The organism is Mycobacterium sp. TH-M103 (assembly GCF_057473785.1).
The window spans coordinates 1-16,337 of record NZ_JBYCLG010000019.1 but is presented as its reverse complement, the minus strand read 5'-3'; the positions used below and the strand labels follow the sequence as shown (position 1 = coordinate 16,337).

Annotated in this window: 15 protein-coding genes; 9 read left to right on the top strand and 6 right to left on the bottom strand. The window is 70.7% G+C overall.

The features are described 5' to 3' along the window. On the bottom strand, positions 1–885 hold an 885-nt coding region (locus AC2VOR_RS00825; RefSeq protein ID WP_486963033.1), incomplete at its 3' end, for a thiamine pyrophosphate-binding protein. Between the two features lie 82 nt (positions 886–967). On the opposite strand from AC2VOR_RS00825, the gene AC2VOR_RS00820 reads away from it, so the two are divergent. Continuing rightward, positions 968–2,344 (top strand): NADP-dependent succinic semialdehyde dehydrogenase, encoded by a 1,377-nt coding sequence (locus AC2VOR_RS00820; RefSeq protein WP_486963032.1) that lies wholly within the window; start codon positions 968–970, stop codon positions 2,342–2,344. 75 nt (positions 2,345–2,419) lie between these two features. Here the strand turns inward: AC2VOR_RS00820 and AC2VOR_RS00815 are convergent, their stop codons facing one another. Then, complete coding sequence (locus AC2VOR_RS00815; protein ID WP_369741065.1) at positions 2,420–3,094, bottom strand: TetR/AcrR family transcriptional regulator; 675 nt, start codon at positions 3,092–3,094, stop codon at positions 2,420–2,422. A gap of 220 nt (positions 3,095–3,314) precedes the next feature. On the opposite strand from AC2VOR_RS00815, the gene AC2VOR_RS00810 reads away from it, so the two are divergent. Genes AC2VOR_RS00810 through AC2VOR_RS00800 form a run of 3 tightly spaced genes read left to right on the top strand, consistent with a single transcriptional unit; the run spans position 3,315 to position 5,287 of the window. After that, entirely contained in the window at positions 3,315–4,577 is a 1,263-nt protein-coding gene (locus AC2VOR_RS00810; protein WP_486963031.1) for an amidohydrolase, read from the top strand. Then, a complete protein-coding gene (locus tag AC2VOR_RS00805; protein WP_369741067.1) occupies positions 4,574–5,119 on the top strand; it encodes a hypothetical protein in 546 nt (181 codons plus the stop codon). Before AC2VOR_RS00810 ends, AC2VOR_RS00805 begins: the two co-directional genes overlap by 4 nt. A gap of 24 nt (positions 5,120–5,143) precedes the next feature. Then, positions 5,144–5,287, top strand: a complete 144-nt coding sequence (locus AC2VOR_RS00800) for a hypothetical protein (RefSeq protein ID WP_486963030.1) — start codon at positions 5,144–5,146, stop codon at positions 5,285–5,287. 21 nt (positions 5,288–5,308) lie between these two features. On the opposite strand, the gene AC2VOR_RS00795 is transcribed toward AC2VOR_RS00800, so the two are convergent. Continuing rightward, positions 5,309–7,036 (bottom strand): acyl-CoA dehydrogenase family protein, encoded by a 1,728-nt coding sequence (locus AC2VOR_RS00795; protein WP_369741069.1) that lies wholly within the window; start codon positions 7,034–7,036, stop codon positions 5,309–5,311. 74 nt (positions 7,037–7,110) lie between these two features. Between AC2VOR_RS00795 and AC2VOR_RS00790 the strand changes: the two genes are divergently transcribed. Both AC2VOR_RS00790 and AC2VOR_RS00785 read left to right on the top strand, forming a co-directional pair. After that, complete coding sequence (locus AC2VOR_RS00790) at positions 7,111–8,091, top strand: phosphotriesterase family protein (protein ID WP_486963029.1); 981 nt, start codon at positions 7,111–7,113, stop codon at positions 8,089–8,091. Further along, complete coding sequence (locus AC2VOR_RS00785; protein WP_369741071.1) at positions 8,088–9,575, top strand: AMP-binding protein; 1,488 nt, start codon at positions 8,088–8,090, stop codon at positions 9,573–9,575. Before AC2VOR_RS00790 ends, AC2VOR_RS00785 begins: the two co-directional genes overlap by 4 nt. Positions 9,576–9,579: 4 nt before the next feature. Here the strand turns inward: AC2VOR_RS00785 and AC2VOR_RS00780 are convergent, their stop codons facing one another. Continuing rightward, positions 9,580–9,921 carry a type II toxin-antitoxin system VapC family toxin gene (locus AC2VOR_RS00780; RefSeq protein WP_486963028.1) on the bottom strand — a complete coding sequence of 114 codons (342 nt, stop codon included), beginning with the start codon at positions 9,919–9,921 and terminating at the stop codon, positions 9,580–9,582. A gap of 323 nt (positions 9,922–10,244) precedes the next feature. Further along, positions 10,245–11,441: an acyltransferase family protein gene (locus tag AC2VOR_RS00775; RefSeq protein ID WP_369741073.1), complete on the bottom strand. Its 1,197-nt coding sequence runs from the start codon at positions 11,439–11,441 to the stop codon at positions 10,245–10,247. Positions 11,442–11,649: 208 nt separating this feature from the next. Here AC2VOR_RS00775 and pgfA point away from each other — a divergent pair, with 208 nt between their 5' ends. Together pgfA and AC2VOR_RS00765 are read left to right on the top strand one after the other, a co-directional pair. Further along, a complete protein-coding gene (gene pgfA / locus AC2VOR_RS00770; RefSeq protein ID WP_486963027.1) occupies positions 11,650–12,933 on the top strand; it encodes a cell envelope lipid trafficking protein PgfA in 1,284 nt (427 codons plus the stop codon). A gap of 21 nt (positions 12,934–12,954) precedes the next feature. Next, on the top strand, positions 12,955–14,649 hold the full coding sequence (locus tag AC2VOR_RS00765) for an MmpA family trehalose lipid delivery protein (protein ID WP_486963026.1): 1,695 nt from the start codon (positions 12,955–12,957) through the stop codon (positions 14,647–14,649). Here the strand turns inward: AC2VOR_RS00765 and AC2VOR_RS00760 are convergent. Next, entirely contained in the window at positions 14,615–15,808 is a 1,194-nt protein-coding gene (locus AC2VOR_RS00760) for a glycosyltransferase family 4 protein (protein ID WP_369741075.1), read from the bottom strand. The two genes, AC2VOR_RS00765 and AC2VOR_RS00760, sit on opposite strands and share 35 nt — an antisense overlap. Positions 15,809–15,850: 42 nt before the next feature. Between AC2VOR_RS00760 and AC2VOR_RS00755 the strand changes: the two genes are divergently transcribed. Next, a partial coding sequence (locus AC2VOR_RS00755) for a class I SAM-dependent methyltransferase (protein WP_486963025.1) occupies positions 15,851–16,337 on the top strand: 487 nt, incomplete at its 3' end.

Below are 16,337 nucleotides of genomic sequence, written 5' to 3'. Positions count from 1 at the left end.
GTGGATGATCTTCTTGTCGGCCTGCGGGTTGATCCGCACCGGATCGAACTCCTGCAGCTCGTAGCCGACGGCGATCACCACGTCGGCGTTGTCGAAGCCGAAGTTGACGTAGTCGTGCCGCATGAACCCGATGGTCCCGATGCTGTTGGGGTGGTCGTCGGGCATGACGCCTTTGCCGTGGAAGGTGCACGCGACCTTGATGCCGAACTGCTCGGAGAAGCGCACCAGTGCCCCGGTCGCGTCGCTGCGGGCCGCGCCGTGCCCGGCCAGCAGCACCGGCCGCTGCGCCCCGCGCAGGATCGCCACCGCGCGCTCCACCTGGCCGGGCGCCGGCGCGTCGGCGTGGACGACGTCGCGGCGCAGCGGTTTCAGGTCGGGGTAGTCGGTGTCATCGGCGTCGATGTCCTCGGGCACCGAGAGATAGACCGCCGCCGGGCGCTCGGTCTCGGCGGTCTTGAACGCCTTGCGGAACATCTCCGGGATGGCGTGCACGGTGGGCACCGCGGCGGCCCAGCGGGTGATCGGGGCGAACATCGAAACGAGGTCGACGTACTGGTGCGACTCCTTGTACTCGCGGTCGTGACCGACCTGCGCGGAGATCGCGACCAGCGGCGTGCTGTTGGTGGTCGCGTCGGCGACGCCGAGCTGCATGTTGATCGCGCCGGGCCCCAGCGTGCTCGACACGACCGCGGCGCGGCCGGTGACGCGTCCGTACATCTCGGCCATGAACGACGCGGCCTGCTCGTGCCGGGTCAGCACGTAGCGGATGCCGGAGGCGGCCAGCGCCTGCACGAAGCGGATGTTCTCCTCGCCCGGCAGACCGAAGACGACGGAAACCCCCTCGTTTTCCAGGCACTTGACCATCAACTCGGCCGCTTTAGTCATCCGGCACCTCCCTCATCGCCACGATAGTGGCAGGCTGGATATCGGAACCTTTCACACCGACCGCAGAACGAAGGATGTCAGCGTGCCCATCGCCACCATCAATCCGGCCACCGGCGAGACAGTCAAAACCTTCACCCCGGCGACCGACGAGCAAGTCGACGCGGCGATCGCCCGCGCTTACGCCCGGTTCCAGGACTACCGCCATAACACCACCTTTGCCCAGCGGGCGCGGTGGGCAAACGCCACCGCCGACCTGCTCGAAGCCGAGGCCGACGACACCGCCGCGATGATGACGCTGGAGATGGGCAAGACCCTGAAGGCGGCTAAGGCAGAAGTTCTCAAGTGCGCCAAGGGTTTTCGCTACTACGCCGAGAACGCCGAGGAGCTGCTGGCCGACGAGCCGGCCGACGCGGAGAAAGTGGGGGCGTCGCGGGCATACGTCCGCTACCAGCCGCTGGGCGTGGTGCTGGCGGTGATGCCGTGGAACTTCCCGCTCTGGCAGGCCGTCCGGTTCGCCGCTCCCGCCTTGATGGCCGGCAACGTCGGCCTCCTCAAGCACGCGTCGAACGTCCCGCAGACCGCGCTGTACCTCGCCGACGTGATCGCCCGCGGCGGCTTTCCCGACGGCTGCTTCCAGACGCTGCTGGTGTCGTCGGGCGCCGTGGAGCGCATCCTGCGCGACCCCCGGGTCGCGGCGGCCACGCTGACCGGCAGCGAGCCGGCCGGCCAGTCGGTGGCCGCCATCGCCGGCGACGAGATCAAGCCGACCGTGCTCGAGCTCGGGGGCAGCGACCCGTTCATCGTGATGCCGTCGGCGGACCTCGACGAGGCCGTCAAGACCGCGGTCACCGCCCGCGTGCAGAACAACGGGCAGTCCTGCATCGCGGCCAAGCGCTTCATCGTGCACGCCGACATCTACGAGACGTTCGTCGACAAGTACGTCGAGCGCATGCAGGCCCTGAAAGTCGGCGACCCGACGGACCCGGACACCGACGTGGGCCCGCTGGCCACCGAGTCCGGCCGGGACGAGATCGCCAAGCAGGTCGACGACGCCGCCGCGGCGGGCGCCACGATCCGTTGCGGCGGCAAGCCGCTGGACCGGGCGGGGTGGTTCTACCCGCCGACGGTGGTCACCGACATCACCCGGGACATGGCGCTCTACACCGAGGAGGTCTTCGGGCCGGTCGCGTCGATGTACCGGGCCGCCGGCATGGACGAGGCCATCGAGATCGCCAACGCGACGACCTTCGGGCTGGGCTCCAACGCCTGGACCCGCGACGAGGCCGAGCAGCGGCGCTTCATCGACGAGATCGAGGCCGGCCAGGTCTTCATCAACGGGATGACGGTGTCCTACCCCGAACTCGGCTTCGGGGGCATCAAGCGATCCGGCTACGGACGCGAGCTGGCCGGGCTGGGGATCAAGGAGTTCTGCAACGCCAAGAGCGTCTGGGTGGGTTAGCTGCTCGCCATTCGACGACGGACAGTGCCTTGTGTGCTCCCCGGCGAACCGCCGCGTCCACCGAGATGCCGAAGGTCATCTGACTTCCTCAGATCGTTGGACGGCTGGCTGGTTGGAGAAGGCTGCAACCAGCACCGCGACGAGCCTGCGCACTGCCAGCGCCGGCTGCTCCGGGCTGGGCTCGTCGAGCCCGAGGACGGGATCCAGGCCGCGCATGTAAGGGGCCAGGGCGAGGTGCGGGAAGAGCAACAGCAGCAGCGACAGCAGTGCTTCGGTGTCGGCATCGGCCCTTAGGTCGCCGCGCACCTGCGCGTCGCGGACCAGCGGACGCAACACCTCGAGGTAGTGCCGGTGGATGACGCTGCGCACGCTGATGCGGGCGTCGGTGTCGACCTCCAGCGTCGCCGCGGCGTGCAGGGCGCGCTCGTGTGGATGCTCGGCGAAATAGGCCACCCACGCATCCAGCAGGTCGGTGAGGAACACGAAGAACGGCCGGGTCGGGTCGAGGTCGCGGATGAGGTCCTCCACGTAGGCGCGAACCCGCTGGCTGCCGATGTCGGCGATGTAGGCGTACAGGTCGCGCTTGTCCGCGAAGTACTGGAACAGGCTGCCCTTGGCGACACCCGCGCGGCGCGCGATGACGTTCAGGCTCCCTCCGGAGAATCCGTGCGCCCCGAACTCGGACTCTGCGGCTTCTATCACCGCCGCGCGTCGGGCGGGGTCGACACGTGCCCACGTCACCGTCGGCATGGTGGCTCCCGTCTTTAATGAGCGTTGGTCACTCTACCGTGAGGTGCATCAGGGTCAAGGAGCGTTCCACACACTGGCTGGGTCTTTGCCGGACCGACGACGACGGCGCCGGTGCCAGTGCGCGGACTACGGTTGGTCCGAGCGGTGGGCGACCGAATCGACGGGGCGAGATCGACGAGGTGAGCTTCCAGCTCACTCCGATAGCGAAAGGTCAGCAGCAGTGACGACACGCGCACACCTCGTGGACGCCGCAGTCGACGCCGCAGCGTCTCGCCTGGTCGAGTTGTTCAAAGACCTGCACCGCCATCCCGAGCTGGGGTTCGCCGAGACCCGCACCGCAGGGATCGTCGCCCGAGAGCTGAACGGGCTGGGTTTCGCGGTGACGACCGGGATCGGCGGCACCGGCGTGGCGGCAACGCTGCACAACGGCGCCGGGCCGACCGTCATGTACCGCGCCGACATGGACGCCCTGCCCGTCGCCGAAAACACCGGCTTGGACTATGCGAGCACCGCGCAGGTTTCCGGCGAGGACGGCACCCCGTTACCGGTCGCGCACGTCTGCGGGCACGACGCCCACGTCACCTGGATGTTGGGGATGGCCAAGGTGCTCGTCGCCGCAACCGACGCATGGTCGGGTACCGCGGTGCTGGTCGGCCAGCCCGCCGAGGAACTGATCGCTGGAGCGCAGGCCATGGTCGACGACGGCCTGTACGACGTGGTGCCGAGACCGGATCACCTCATCGGTATGCACACGGCGCCCGGTCCGGTCGGCATGGTGGCCGCTGCCGGCGGCCCGACCCTGGCCGGCTCGGACCAGTTGGACATCGTGTTCCACGGCGTCGGCGGCCACGGGTCGATGCCGCAGCTGGCCAAGGACCCGGTGGTGATGGCCGCGCTGGCGGTCGTCGAATTCCAGACGATCGTCAGCCGGATGATCCCCCCGCAGGAGACCGCGGTGCTGACCGTCGGTTCGGTGCAGGCCGGCTCGGCCCACAACGTCATACCGACCCAGGCGTTGCTGAAGGTCAATCTGCGATGGTTCGACCCGCAGGTGCGCGAACGATTGATCGACGGGATCAACGCCGTCTGCGACGGCATCGCCCGCACCTACGGGATGCCCGAGGACCGGCTTCCGCAGATCACGCTTGCCGGTGGCTGCACGCCGCTGGTCAACGACGAGAACCTGTGCGCCCGGCTGGCCGCGGCGCTGGGCGAGGCGATCGGGCCGGAACACGTCTTGACGCACCTGGCGCCGGTGACGGCGTCGGAGGACTGCCAGCTGCTCAAAGGCCCGCACCAGGACCTACCCCTGGCATACCTGTTCGTCGGGGTGGCCGACCCGCGCGTGTACACCGAAGCGCTGGCGGCCGGAAAGCTGTTCCCCTACTCTCCGCACAGCCCCGACTACCGGGTCGACCTGGCGGCGGTCCCGTTCGGGGCCAAAGTCGCCAGCCATGTGATGCTCGATCTGCTCGGTACGTGAGCAGCCGACCGCAGCACGCACGGCGGGCACGCGACGAGGCTCGCAGGGTCGTCGCAGTCGACGTCGGCGGCGCGGTGCAGGCCCTGGGGAAGGGCTACCTCGACCCGGTGTTCACCGGCTTCAACTACGACAACGTGCCGACCGTGACGATCAACGGCGCTCTGGGAGGCCTGCTGCCCACCCTGTCCATCCCCGGTGACATCGCGCAGAACATGACCAACGTCCTCAAGACCGTGACGGATACCTCAATCACCGCCGTGATATCGCTGGTCAATCCGTCGTTCACCACGGGGCTCCCACTGACGCTCGCGCTGGACGCACTCGGCGCCCCGATCGTTACCGCGCAGGCTGCGGCGCTGAGCGGCACGACGTTCGTCACCGCGGTGCAGACCGGCAACGTCGCGGGCGCGTTCGGTGCACTCGCCAATGCTCCGGCCGTCATCGCCAACGGCTTCCTCAACGGTCAGGGCACGATCACGCTGGACCTGCCGCCGTCGCTGCTGACGATCCCGGGCGCCACCACCCAGTCGTTGACCGCGTGAATCCTCACGCCGCTGCAGCCGGTGGTGGCGACCGCGGTGGCCACACCGGTGGTCGGGCCCCCGGTCACCCAAACCGTGACGCTCGGGGGCTCGCAGTTCGGCGGTCTCATTCCCGGTCTGCGGGGCGCATTGGCGGATCTCGCGACCGCGATCACGCCGCTGACGTAGCCGCACCTACCGGCGTGGAGCTCAGGGCCGCATCCGGTAGGCCCCGCCCATCGGCAGCACGTATTCCTTCCAGACCTGGTCGGAGCGTGCGGGATCGTGCGCCGGGCGGCGCAGCATCCGCATCGCGAAGCGGCCCTGCTCGTCGGTGGTCGCCTGCTTGTCGTGCAACTCGACGGCGTAGGCGTTGGAGTCGCGGACCAGCACGCCGAAGATCTCGTCGAGCAGCGCCGGATCCACTCCCGACAGCCCGGCCTCCTCGAGAATGAGCTGCGCGTAGGGCACCACGGCGAACAGCTGGCCGACGGCGAACGCGAAGTCGACGTCGCGCTGCTGCGCCGCGTCCGGGGTGGCGGCCGCCAGCATCTCGGCGAGCACGTCGATCTGCTCGCGCAGCAACGCCACATTGGGCAGGTGACCGTAGCTCTCGAACGGCGCGCGCCAATCATGGAAACGCACCTTGCCCAGGCCGCCGGTCGGGCCCTGGGCGAACAGGAAGGCGTCGTCGGCGGCCTCGTCGCGGCGGCCGATCACGGGCAGCGCGGCATCCGGAGCGAACAGGAAGTTGGGCATGAACTTGGCGAGCAACCCGACGTTGATGTGGACGGTGCCCTCAAGCCTGGGCAGCAGGCCGATCTCGCGGGTCACGGTCTCGAAGAAGGTGTCCTTTTCCACGCCCTTCGCGGCGATCACGTCCCACAGCGCGGTCATCACCCGCTCGCCCTCGCCGGTCACCTTCGCCTTGGTGAGCGGGCTGTAGAGCAGGTAGCGACGATCGGCGGCCGACGCGCTGCGCATGTAGTCGCAGGCCCGGGTGGCGACGAGACGCATGGCGACCAGGCGCAGGTAGGCGTCGGTGAGCAGGCGGCGCACGTGGCTGAAGTCGGTGACGACGGTGCCGTACAGCCGTCGGGTGGACGCGTGGGTGATCGCCTCGTACATGGCGTGGGTGCACATGCCCACGGAGCCCCAGCCCAGGTTGTACTTGCAGACGTTGACGGTGTTCAGGGCGGCGTGGAACGCCCCGGGACCGCGGTGCAAGATGTCGGCCTCGCTGACCGGATAGTCGCGCAGCGCGTAGTTGGCGACGTAGTTCTGCGAGTTCACCACGTTCTTGATGAGGTCGTAGCGCTCGTGCCGGGAGTCGGCGGCGAAGAACACGTACTCGTCGTCTTGTGCCGGGCCGCCGGCGATCTTGCCGAACGTCGACACCATCCGCGCCACGTTGGCGTTGCCGATGTAGTACTTCTCGCCATTGGCGACCCAGCCGGTCCGGCCGCCCGGGCTGGGCGTCAGGACCATGTCGGTCTGGTACACGTCGGCGCCGTGGGCCTGCTCGGACAGGCCGAAGGCGAACACCTCGCCGGCCTCGAGCTGGGCGGCCGCCTTGCGCTTGGCATCGGAGTTCTCGCTCATCCAGATCGGGCCCAGGCCCAGCGCGGTGACCTGGAACGGGTACCAGTAGCTCAGCCCGTAGAAGCCGACGATCTCGGCGAACTCGCTGATGCGGTAGGTGTCCCAGCGGCAGTCGCCGTGCCGTGAGGTGCCGTACTGCGACGGCGTCAGCAGCGAGGCGAAGATGCGCTCGCGCGCGATGAAGTCCAAGAAGTCGGAGTACCACACCCGGTCGTGGTCGTCGGCCTTCAGCCGGGCCTTCCCCCGCGACTCGAAGAACTCCACCGTCGCGGCCATGATCTCCCCCGAGCGACGGTCCGGGTATTTGCGCTGCAGGTGATTGGGGTTGAGCAACATGACGTGACCGTACTGCCAAAACGGCTTCGCCGGGACCCTGTTGGCCGAGCGCCGGCCGACCTAGCATCAGTCGCGTGTCAGAACTCAATACCGCCCGCGGGCCCATCGATACCGCCGACCTCGGCGTGACGCTGATGCACGAGCACGTGTTCATCATGACCACCGAGATCGCCGAGAACTATCCCGAAGCCTGGGGCGACGAGGAGCAGCGGGTCGCCGACGCCATCGACCGCCTCAACGAGCTGAAGTCCCGCGGGGTGGACACCATCGTCGACCTGACGGTGATCGGGCTGGGCCGCTACATCCCGCGCATCGCGCGGGTGGCCGCGGCCACCGAGCTGAACATCGTCGTCGCGACCGGGCTGTACACCTACAACGACGTGCCGTTCTATTTCCACTACCTGGGTCCCGGCGCCGAGCTGGGCGGCCCGGAGATCATGACCGACATGTTCGTCCGCGACATCGAGCAGGGCATCGCCGACACCGGGATCAAGGCCGGAATCCTCAAGTGCGCCACCGACGCTCCCGGCGTCACCCCGGGCGTCGAGCGGGTGCTGCGCGCGGTGGCCCAGGCGCACAAGCGCACCGGGGTGCCGATCTCCACCCACACCCACGCCGGGCTGCGGCGCGGGCTCGAGCAGCAGAAGATCTTCGAGGAGGAGGGCGTCGACCTGAGCCGGGTGGTCATCGGCCACTCCGGCGACAGCACCGACGTCGGCTACCTCGAGGAGCTCATCGCCGCCGGGTCCTACCTCGGGATGGACCGGTTCGGCATCGACGTGATCTCCCCGTTCGAGGACCGGGTCAACATCGTGGCGCAGATGTGCGAGCGCGGGCACGCCGACAAGATGGTGCTCTCCCACGACGCCAACTGCTACTTCGACGCGCTGCCCGAGGAGCTGGTGCCGCAGGTCATGCCGAACTGGCACTACCTGCACATCCACAACGACGTGATCCCCGCGCTCAAGCAGCGCGGCGTCACCGACGAGCAGCTGCACACGATGCTCGTCGACAACCCGCGGAAGATCTTCGAGCGACGGGGCGCCTACGAGTGACGCAGAGCGAGCCGATTCCGCCGATCGGAACCCAGATCTCGGCGCTGGCCGCGCTCGCACCCGACGAGCCCGCGGTCACCTGCGACGGGGTGACCCTCACCCGCGCCGAACTCGACCGTTCGACGAACCGGCTGGCCCGCGCCTACGCCGAGCGCGGCGTCGGCGTCGGCGTCGGCGACTACGTCACCATGGTGCTGCCCAACTCCATCGAATGGATCCAGGCCGCGGTGGCGTGCTGGAAGCTGGGCGCGGTGCCCCAGCCCCTGTCGGCGCGGCTGCCGGAGGCGGAGTTGACCGGCCTGCTCGAGCTGCGGCCACCGGCCCTGCTGGTCGGCCGCGAAAGCCCCGACATCCCCAGCGTGCCGGCCGGTTTCGCGCCCGACCCGTCGCTGTCGGACGCCGCGCTGCCCGAGGCGGTCTCGCCGGTGTGGAAGGCGATGGGCTCGGGCGGCAGCACCGGCCGACCCAAGCTCATCGAGTCCGGCGGCGACAGCCGGGTGCCGGCCGCCATCGGCTATCCCCTCGGCGCGCAGGAGGGCGACACCACGTTGATGTCGGTGCCGATGAGCCACAACACCGGCTTCACCACCGCGACGATCGCGTTGCTGATGCGCCACCACCTGGTGGTGATGCCCCGGTTCGACCCGCACGAGTTCCTCCGGCTGATCACCGAGCATCGCGTCACCTTCATGACGACGGTGCCCACGATCATGCAGCGGGTGCTGCCCGTCTACCTGGCCGCCCGCGAAGCCGACCCGGGGGCCTACGACCTGTCGTCGCTGCGGCGGTTCTGGCACCTGGGCGCGCCGTGCCCGCCGGCCGTCAAGCAGGCCTGGATCGACCTGCTGGGGCCGGAAAAGGTCTGGGAACTCTACGGCGGCACCGAATTACAGGCGTTGACCTTCATCTCCGGCGACCAGTGGCTGACCCATCGCGGCTCGGTCGGCGTGGTGGTCGCCGGGGAGATGAAGGTGCTCGACGACGACGGCAACCCCTGCCCGCCGGGCGTGGTCGGCGAGATCTACATGCGACCCGCCCCGGGCAGCGCGCCGACCTACCGCTACGTGGGCGCCACGGCCAAGAACCGCGACGGCTGGGACTCACTCGGCGACCTCGGCCACTTCGACGAGGACGGGTTCCTGTACCTGTCCGACCGCCGCGTCGACATGTTCACCGTGGGCGGGCGCAACGTGTACCCCGCCGAGATCGAGAACGCCCTGTCGGCGCATCCGGACGTGCTGTCGTGCCTGGTCGTCGGGGTTCCGCACGAGGACCTCGGCCAGGTGCCCTACGCCCTGGTGCACACCGCCGACGGCTCGGGGCTGGACGCCGAGGGCGTGAAAAACTTTCTGCGCGAACACGTTTCGTCGTACAAGGTGCCGCATCATGTAGAGTTCGTCGACACCCCGTTACGCGACGACGCCGGCAAGGCGCGGCGCTCGGCGGTGCGCGCCGAGATCATGGCGCGATCGCAAGTCCGCTGAGCGGTCAGTCGAGGACCTCGATGCGACACTGAGGCCGGTGCGCGGGCCCGTGCGCGCGGGCCAGCCGCGCATCCAGTGTCACCAGCGTCGCGTCGAAGGCCTCGGCGAGCGCGACGTAGAACGCGTCCCAGCCACGCACCGAATCGCGTAGCTGCCATGCCCGCTCCAGCAGCCAGCGATGGCCCACGCGTTCCCCGGGCCAGTCCCGCAGATCGACGATCGCCTGCGACGCGCCTGTCGCGTCGAGCCGGCCGCGCAGGTGCTGGGCGCGGATCACACCCATCACTTCCACGTCGATGGCATGCGGCGCCGCGTGCTCGGTGTCGGCGGCGAGGTGTGTCCGCAACGACCTCGAACAGGCACGAGGCGTCAACGATCAGCGTGAGGCCACTCGCCGCGCCACTCGTCCAACCTGGCCAGCACCTCGGCGGCGGAGACGGTCGAAGGCCGACGTCCGGTTCGCGCCAACCACTGCGCGATCGACGGCCGCGACGCCAGCCGCACCGCCTCCCGGCGCAAGAGTTCGGGCACCGTGATGCCCTCCTCCGCGGCGCGGCGCAGCGCAGCAGACCGGCATAGACGTCGTCGTCGATGTCACGAATCTGTACCGTCTTAGGCATCAACGCACCGTATCGTGCAAATCTGCATCACTGCTGGTCATCGGCACCGTCACGGCGCAATGGCGTCCGCCTCCGCGTCGAAGGCCGGGACGTCCGTCGGTCGGCGCCCCTTTTCCCAGCGGCGCAACCATTCTCGGCAGGGCGACTCGACCAGGGCGTAGCTCACCGCGGCGATCGCGAAACCGAACAGCAGCGTCAGCACCAGCACCGTCGGCATCCGGCCGGTGAAGGGAAATGTCCCGATCACCGGGAACACCATGGCCAGCGCGGCCAGGTGCCACACGAACAGCCCATAGGACCAGCGCCCCAGCGTGACCATGCCGGTGCTGCCCAACAGCCGGTGCGGCGTGCCGGGCCGGTCCAGCACCAGGGGCGCCACCAGCGCGAAAGCCACCAGCGAGCCCATCGCGGTCTTCACCGCGAACTGCGCCGGGGTCCCCGGGACCAGGCCCTCAGGACCGGCCAGCGGTGACGCCGCGACCAGGTAGGCGAGCACCGCGATGACGGCCATCGGCACCCGACGGCGGGCCAGCCGGTGCGGCCACCCGACGTCGCTGTAGACCCACTCCGCCAGCAGCATCCCCGCGGCGAACCAGGAGAAGAACGCCGGCGGCCAGTTCAGGGGGTTGGCGCCGGAATCGGCATGCCCGGCCACCAGGGGGGTCCAGCCCCACGCCCAGCTGAGGGCCGCCAGCGCCGCGATCGCGGGCACCCGGGCCCGGACCGGGATCCGCCGCGCCAGCAGCGCCAGCAGCGGCAACGCCAGGTAGAAGCCGACCTCGACGGACAGGCTCCACATCTGGGTCAGCCCGCCGGTCAGGGTGAGCGGTACGTAGATCTGGGTGAGCGTCAGATTGGCCAGCCACACCGTCGGGCTGGCGTGGTCGGCGTCGGGCAGCAGGGTCAGGATCACCACGACCGCCACCACGTAGGCCGGCATGATGCGGACGAACCGCGACCGCAGGTAGTGCCCGGTGCGGGGGCGCCTCGCGGGGTCGGTGCCGCGCGCCGCCGCGACGTGGCCGCGCCACAACAAGAATCCCGACAGCGCGAAGAAGACGGCGACGGCCAGGTCGAAGCGGCTGAACAGCCGGCCGTCGACACCGCTGGAGTGGCCCGTCTGGAAGGCGACATGGGTGACGACCACGCCGATGGCCGCGCACGCGCGCATGCCCTCCACGGCGGGCAGGAAGCTGCGGCTCCCCCCGACCAGTCGGCCGTCGGTCATCGTCCCGTCGGTCATCATCTCGTCCCGTCGGTCATCGTCACAGTGTGCCCGTGATGCCGTGCCACATTCCGGGTACACCCCACTACCTGACCGCGGCGTCTGGTTCCTCCGCCGGGGCCCGGTGATCTGCTGTTAGGGTCAAACGGGTTTGCCTGCTGTCCGGTCCGGCCGGCGGGCCCGGGGAGCAGCGAGGGGCCTCGATGGACCATGAGGAGGACACGGCAACGTGAACCGAGCAGTCATGTTGCGATTCGCCGCGTGCGGAATCATCGGACTCGGAGCCGCCCTGCTGATCGCCGCGCTGCTGCTGTCGACGTACACCAGCAGCAGGATCACCAGGGTGCCGCTCGACATCGACACCACGCTGGTCAGCAACGGCACCGGCACCGCGCTCGACCTGGGGTCCCTGTCCACCGATCACCTGGTGACCAACAAGAACGTGCCGCTGGTCTCCCAGCAGCAGATCACCGTCGAGTCGCCCGCCAACGCCGACGTGGTCACGCTGCAGGTCGGGTCGACGGTCCGGCGCACCGACAAGCAGAAGGACAGCGGGCTGCTGCTGGCGATCGTCGACACCGTCACCCTCAACCGCAAGACGGCCATGGCCGTGTCCGACGACACCCACCCCGGCGGCTCGGTCCAGAAGCCCCGCGCCTTCGGCGACGAGAACCCGCCGACCGCGATCCCGCTGCGCCACGACGGGCTGTCCTACCGCTTCCCGTTTCACACCGAGAAGAAGACGTACCCGTACTTCGATCCGATCGCGCAGAAGGCGTTCGACGTCAACTACGACAGCCAGGACGACGTCAACGGGCTGACGACCTACCGGTTCACGCAGAACATCGGCTACAACGGCGCCGGCAAGCTGGTGGCGCCCGTCGTCTACCCGTCGCTGTACGGCGGCAACGAGGACGGCAAGGTCACCGCCCCCGCGTCCATGTGGGGCGTGCCCGGCGATCCCGGCGAGCAGATCACCATGACCCGCTACTACGCCGCGCAGAAGACCTTCTGGGTGGACCCGGTGTCGGGCACCATTGTCAAGCAGGCCGTGCACGCGAACCACTACTACGCGCGTGATCCGCTGAAGCCGGAGCTGACGCTGGTCGACTACAAGGTCACCTCCAACGAGGACACCGTCGAATCGCAGGTCAACGCCGCCCGCGACGAGCGCGACCGGCTGGCCCTGTGGTCGCGGGTGCTGCCGATCACCTTCACCGCGGTCGGCCTGATCGCTGTGATCGGCGGCGCACTGCTGGCCTCGTTCAGCCTGCGCACCGAGAGCGCGCTGACCGATCCCGGCCTGGACCGCGGTGACCAGGAGTTCTTCGGCCGCGGCGGCGACGGGCCCGTGCCCGGAGCCGAAGCCGAGACCGAGAAACTGCCCACCCAGCGTCCCGATCTGAGTCGCGAGGGCGCCGACCCGGATGCGCCGACTCAGGCGTCCGACAAACCGGCCGAGCCCGAGGCGCCCGAGCCCGACACCCCCGGCGGCGCACCCGAGCGGGACTAGCCCGGCTCGGACGGGCTCACCGTGTGCTGGACCCGGCCCGGGTACGCGCTGGCCCTGGCGCTGCTGGTCACCGCACCGTTGCTGGGGCCCGGGTATCTGCTGTTGCGCGACGCGGTGTCGACGCCGCGCTCGTACCTGTCCGACGGTGCCCTGGGACTGACGTCGGCGCCGCGGGCGACGCCGCAGGATTTCGCGGTGGCGCTGGCCTCGCGGGTTCTCGACGGCGGCGTCGTGGTCAAGGTGCTGCTCGTCGCCGGGTTGTGGCTGGCGGGGTGGGGTGCGGCGCGCCTGGTCGCCACGGCGCTGCCGGCGGCCGGGGCGGCCGGCCAGTTCGTCGCGACCACACTGGCGATCTGGAACCCGTACGTGGCCGAACGGCTGCTGCAGGGACATTGGAGCCTGCTGGTCGGGTACGGCTGCCTGCCGTGGGTGGCGACGACGATGCTCGCGCTGCGGTCGTCGGGGTCGCCCGGCGGCGCGGGCGGGTTCTTCGCCCTCGCGTTCTGGATCGCGCTGGCCGGCCTGACCCCGACCGGGCTGCTGCTCGCGGCGACGGTCGCCCTGGTGTGCGTCGGGGCGCCGGGCCCGGGCCGCTCGCGCCGGCTGTGCGCCGCGGTGACGGTGGGCGCCGCGCTGGTGGCGGCGCTGCCCTGGCTGACGGCGGCGGCGCTGGGCTCCCCGCTGACCACCGCCGCGGCGCCGGGGGTGCGGGCGTTCGCGCCGCGCGCCGAGCCCGGCCTGGGCACGCTGCTCAGCCTGGCCAGCCTCGGCGGCATCTGGAACGGCCAGGCAGTACCCGCCTCGCGGGCAACGCTTTTCACGATCTGGTCGGCGGTCGCGCTGCTGGGCGTGGTGCTGGCCGGTGCGCCGGCGGTGGCCCGCCGGCGCACCGCGGCGCCGCTGCTCGTGCTGGCGGTGGTGTCGGTGCTGGTGCCGGCCGCGCTGGCGACCGGGCCCGGTCTGCACGCGCTCGGCGCCCTCGTCGAGGCCGCGCCCGGCCTCGGCGTGCTGCGCGACGGGCAGAAGTGGGTGGCCCTGGCGATGCCCGGCTACGCGCTGGCCGGCGCCGGCGCGGTGGTGACGCTGCGCCCCCGGTCGCGTCCGGCGATCACGGCGCTGGTGTGTTGTGCCGTGCTGATCGCGGCCCTGCCCGACCTGGCGTGGGGTGTGGGCGGCAGGGTCGCGCCGGTGCGCTACCCGCCGGGGTGGGCGGCCGTGGCGGCGGCGGTCAACGCCGATCCCCGCGCTGTCGCGGTGTTGCCGGCGGGCACCATGCGGCGCTTCCCCTGGTCCGGTCCCGCGCCGGTGCTGGACCCGCTGCCGCGTTGGGTGCGCGCCGACGTGCTGAGCAGTGGCGACCTGGTCATCTCCGGGGTTCTCGTGCCCGGGGAGGGCGATCGCGCGCGGGCGGTCCAGGGGTTGCTGCTGGCGGGGCCCGACGCGTCGGCGGCGGCCAGCGACGGCGTGGGATGGCTGGTCGTCGAATCCGGCAGCGCCGGCGACATGGGCGTGGCGCGGCGCACCCCGGACGCCCTGACGCCGGTCTACCGCGACGATCAGATCGCGCTCTACCGGATCGGCGGCGACACCGCGCGCGTGTCCGCGGCCCGGCGCGGCGTGACCCTGGCCGCGCACCTGGCGTGGCTGGCGCTGCTGGTCGCGGGGGCCGTCGGCGCGGCGGTCAGCGCGGCTCGGCGCAGCACACCAGCCCGCTGACCAGCCGGCCGGCCTGAACCGCTTCCAGCACACCGCGCAGCGCGGTCGCGCTCTGGGCCCAGGAGAACTCGCCGGTGCGGGTCTGTGCCTTGGCGCCGAGTTGATCCCGCAGCACGGGGTCGGTCAGCAACTCCTCGAGGCGGTCGACCAGCTCGGCGCGATCGTCGACCAGGATGCCGGTGACCCCGTCGATGATCGAGTCGGACAGGCCGCCCGAGGACCGGTAGCCGATGGTGGGCACTCGGTGCTGGGCCGCCTCCACGACCGCCAGACCCCAGCCCTCCTTGCGCGAGGGCAGCACGTGGACCCACGAGCTCTGCAGGACGTGGTGTTTGGTGATGTCGTCGACGTGGCCGTGGAAGACCACCGCGTCGGCGATGCCGAGGGAGTGCACGTGCTCGACGAGCCGCCGCCGCCACCAGCCGTCGCCGATGATGTCCAGGCGCAGGCCGGGGATTCCCGGCCTGCGGCGGCGCAGCTCCGCGACCGCCTCCAGCGCGTCCTCGATCTGCTTGTGCGGCACCAGCCGCGAGAGCACCACCACCCGCGGGGTCGTCGCCTGCGAGCCGGACAACGACGGCGCCGGCGCCTCGTCGAGGCCGTTGCGCACGACCGCGATCCGCTCGTCGTCCACGCCGAGGGCGACCAGGTCGCGGGCCGAGGGCAGCGACACCGTCAGGTACTGGTTGCGCCGGTTCAGCCACGGCGACAGCTTCGACTCGACGAACCAGCCGACCCGGCCGAGCACCGGCCCGGCCACCGGCCACTGCTCGCGGTGGCAGTGGTGCACCAGCACCACCACCCGGCGCCCGTACACCAGCCTGGCCAAGAACGGCAGACCGTTCTGCGCGTCGACGACCACGTCGGGCCGCGTGCGCCGCAGCCGCGCCAGCCCCAGCCGCGCCCCGGCTTCGGACAGGGCCATCATCAGCAGCGCCCACACGTACACCGAGTAGCGGCCACCGGCGCGCACGATCCGTACGCCGTCGACGACCTCCCGGCGCGGCGCGCCCGGATACCGCGCGGTCCGCAGTGTGACGGCGACGCCCGAGTCGGCCAGGTGCGCGCCGATGCGCTGCAGGTAGGCCTCGCTGCCTCCGCCCTGGGGGTGGCCGGTGTCGCGCCAGCACAACAGCAGTACGGAGCGCAGGGAAGACATCGAGTGCAGCCTAGCCGGGGCGAGACTGCATAGGGTTGGCCGGTGGCCGTCACCGACGTCTTCGCCCGCCGGGCGACGCTGGCCCGCTCGCTGCGGCTGCTCTCGGCGTTCCGGTTCGAACGGCGCGACCCGCCACGGTTCTACGGGGCGCTGGCCGCCGACACCGCGGCGATGGTCGGCGACCTGTGGCAGGCGGCCCGCGGCGAGGCCCCGGCCGGCCGCACGCTGCTCGACGTCGGCGGCGGGCCCGGCTATTTCGCGGCGGCGTTCGACCGGGCCGGTGTCCGCTACATCGGCGTCGAGCCGGACCCGAACGAGATGCACGCGGGCGGCCCCGTGGGGCCCGGGACGGGGCCGGGCGGGGGCACGTTCGTCCGGGCGTCGGGCATGGCGTTGCCGTTCGCCGACGACTCCGTGGACATCTGCCTGTCGTCCAACGTCGCCGAGCACGTGCCGCGGCCGTGGCAGCTCGGCGGCGAGATGCTGCGGGTCACCAGGCCGGGCGGGCTGGTGGTCCTGTCCTACACCG

Coding starts and splice junctions, on each gene's coding strand:
- AC2VOR_RS00775 (WP_369741073.1), bottom strand. CDS start 11,441: ATGATGACCGACGGGACGATGACCGACGGCCGACTGGTCGGGGGGAGC.
- AC2VOR_RS00760 (WP_369741075.1), bottom strand. CDS start 15,808: ATGTCTTCCCTGCGCTCCGTACTGCTGTTGTGCTGGCGCGACACCGGC.
- AC2VOR_RS00815 (WP_369741065.1), bottom strand. CDS start 3,094: ATGCCGACGGTGACGTGGGCACGTGTCGACCCCGCCCGACGCGCGGCG.
- AC2VOR_RS00795 (WP_369741069.1), bottom strand. CDS start 7,036: ATGTTGCTCAACCCCAATCACCTGCAGCGCAAATACCCGGACCGTCGC.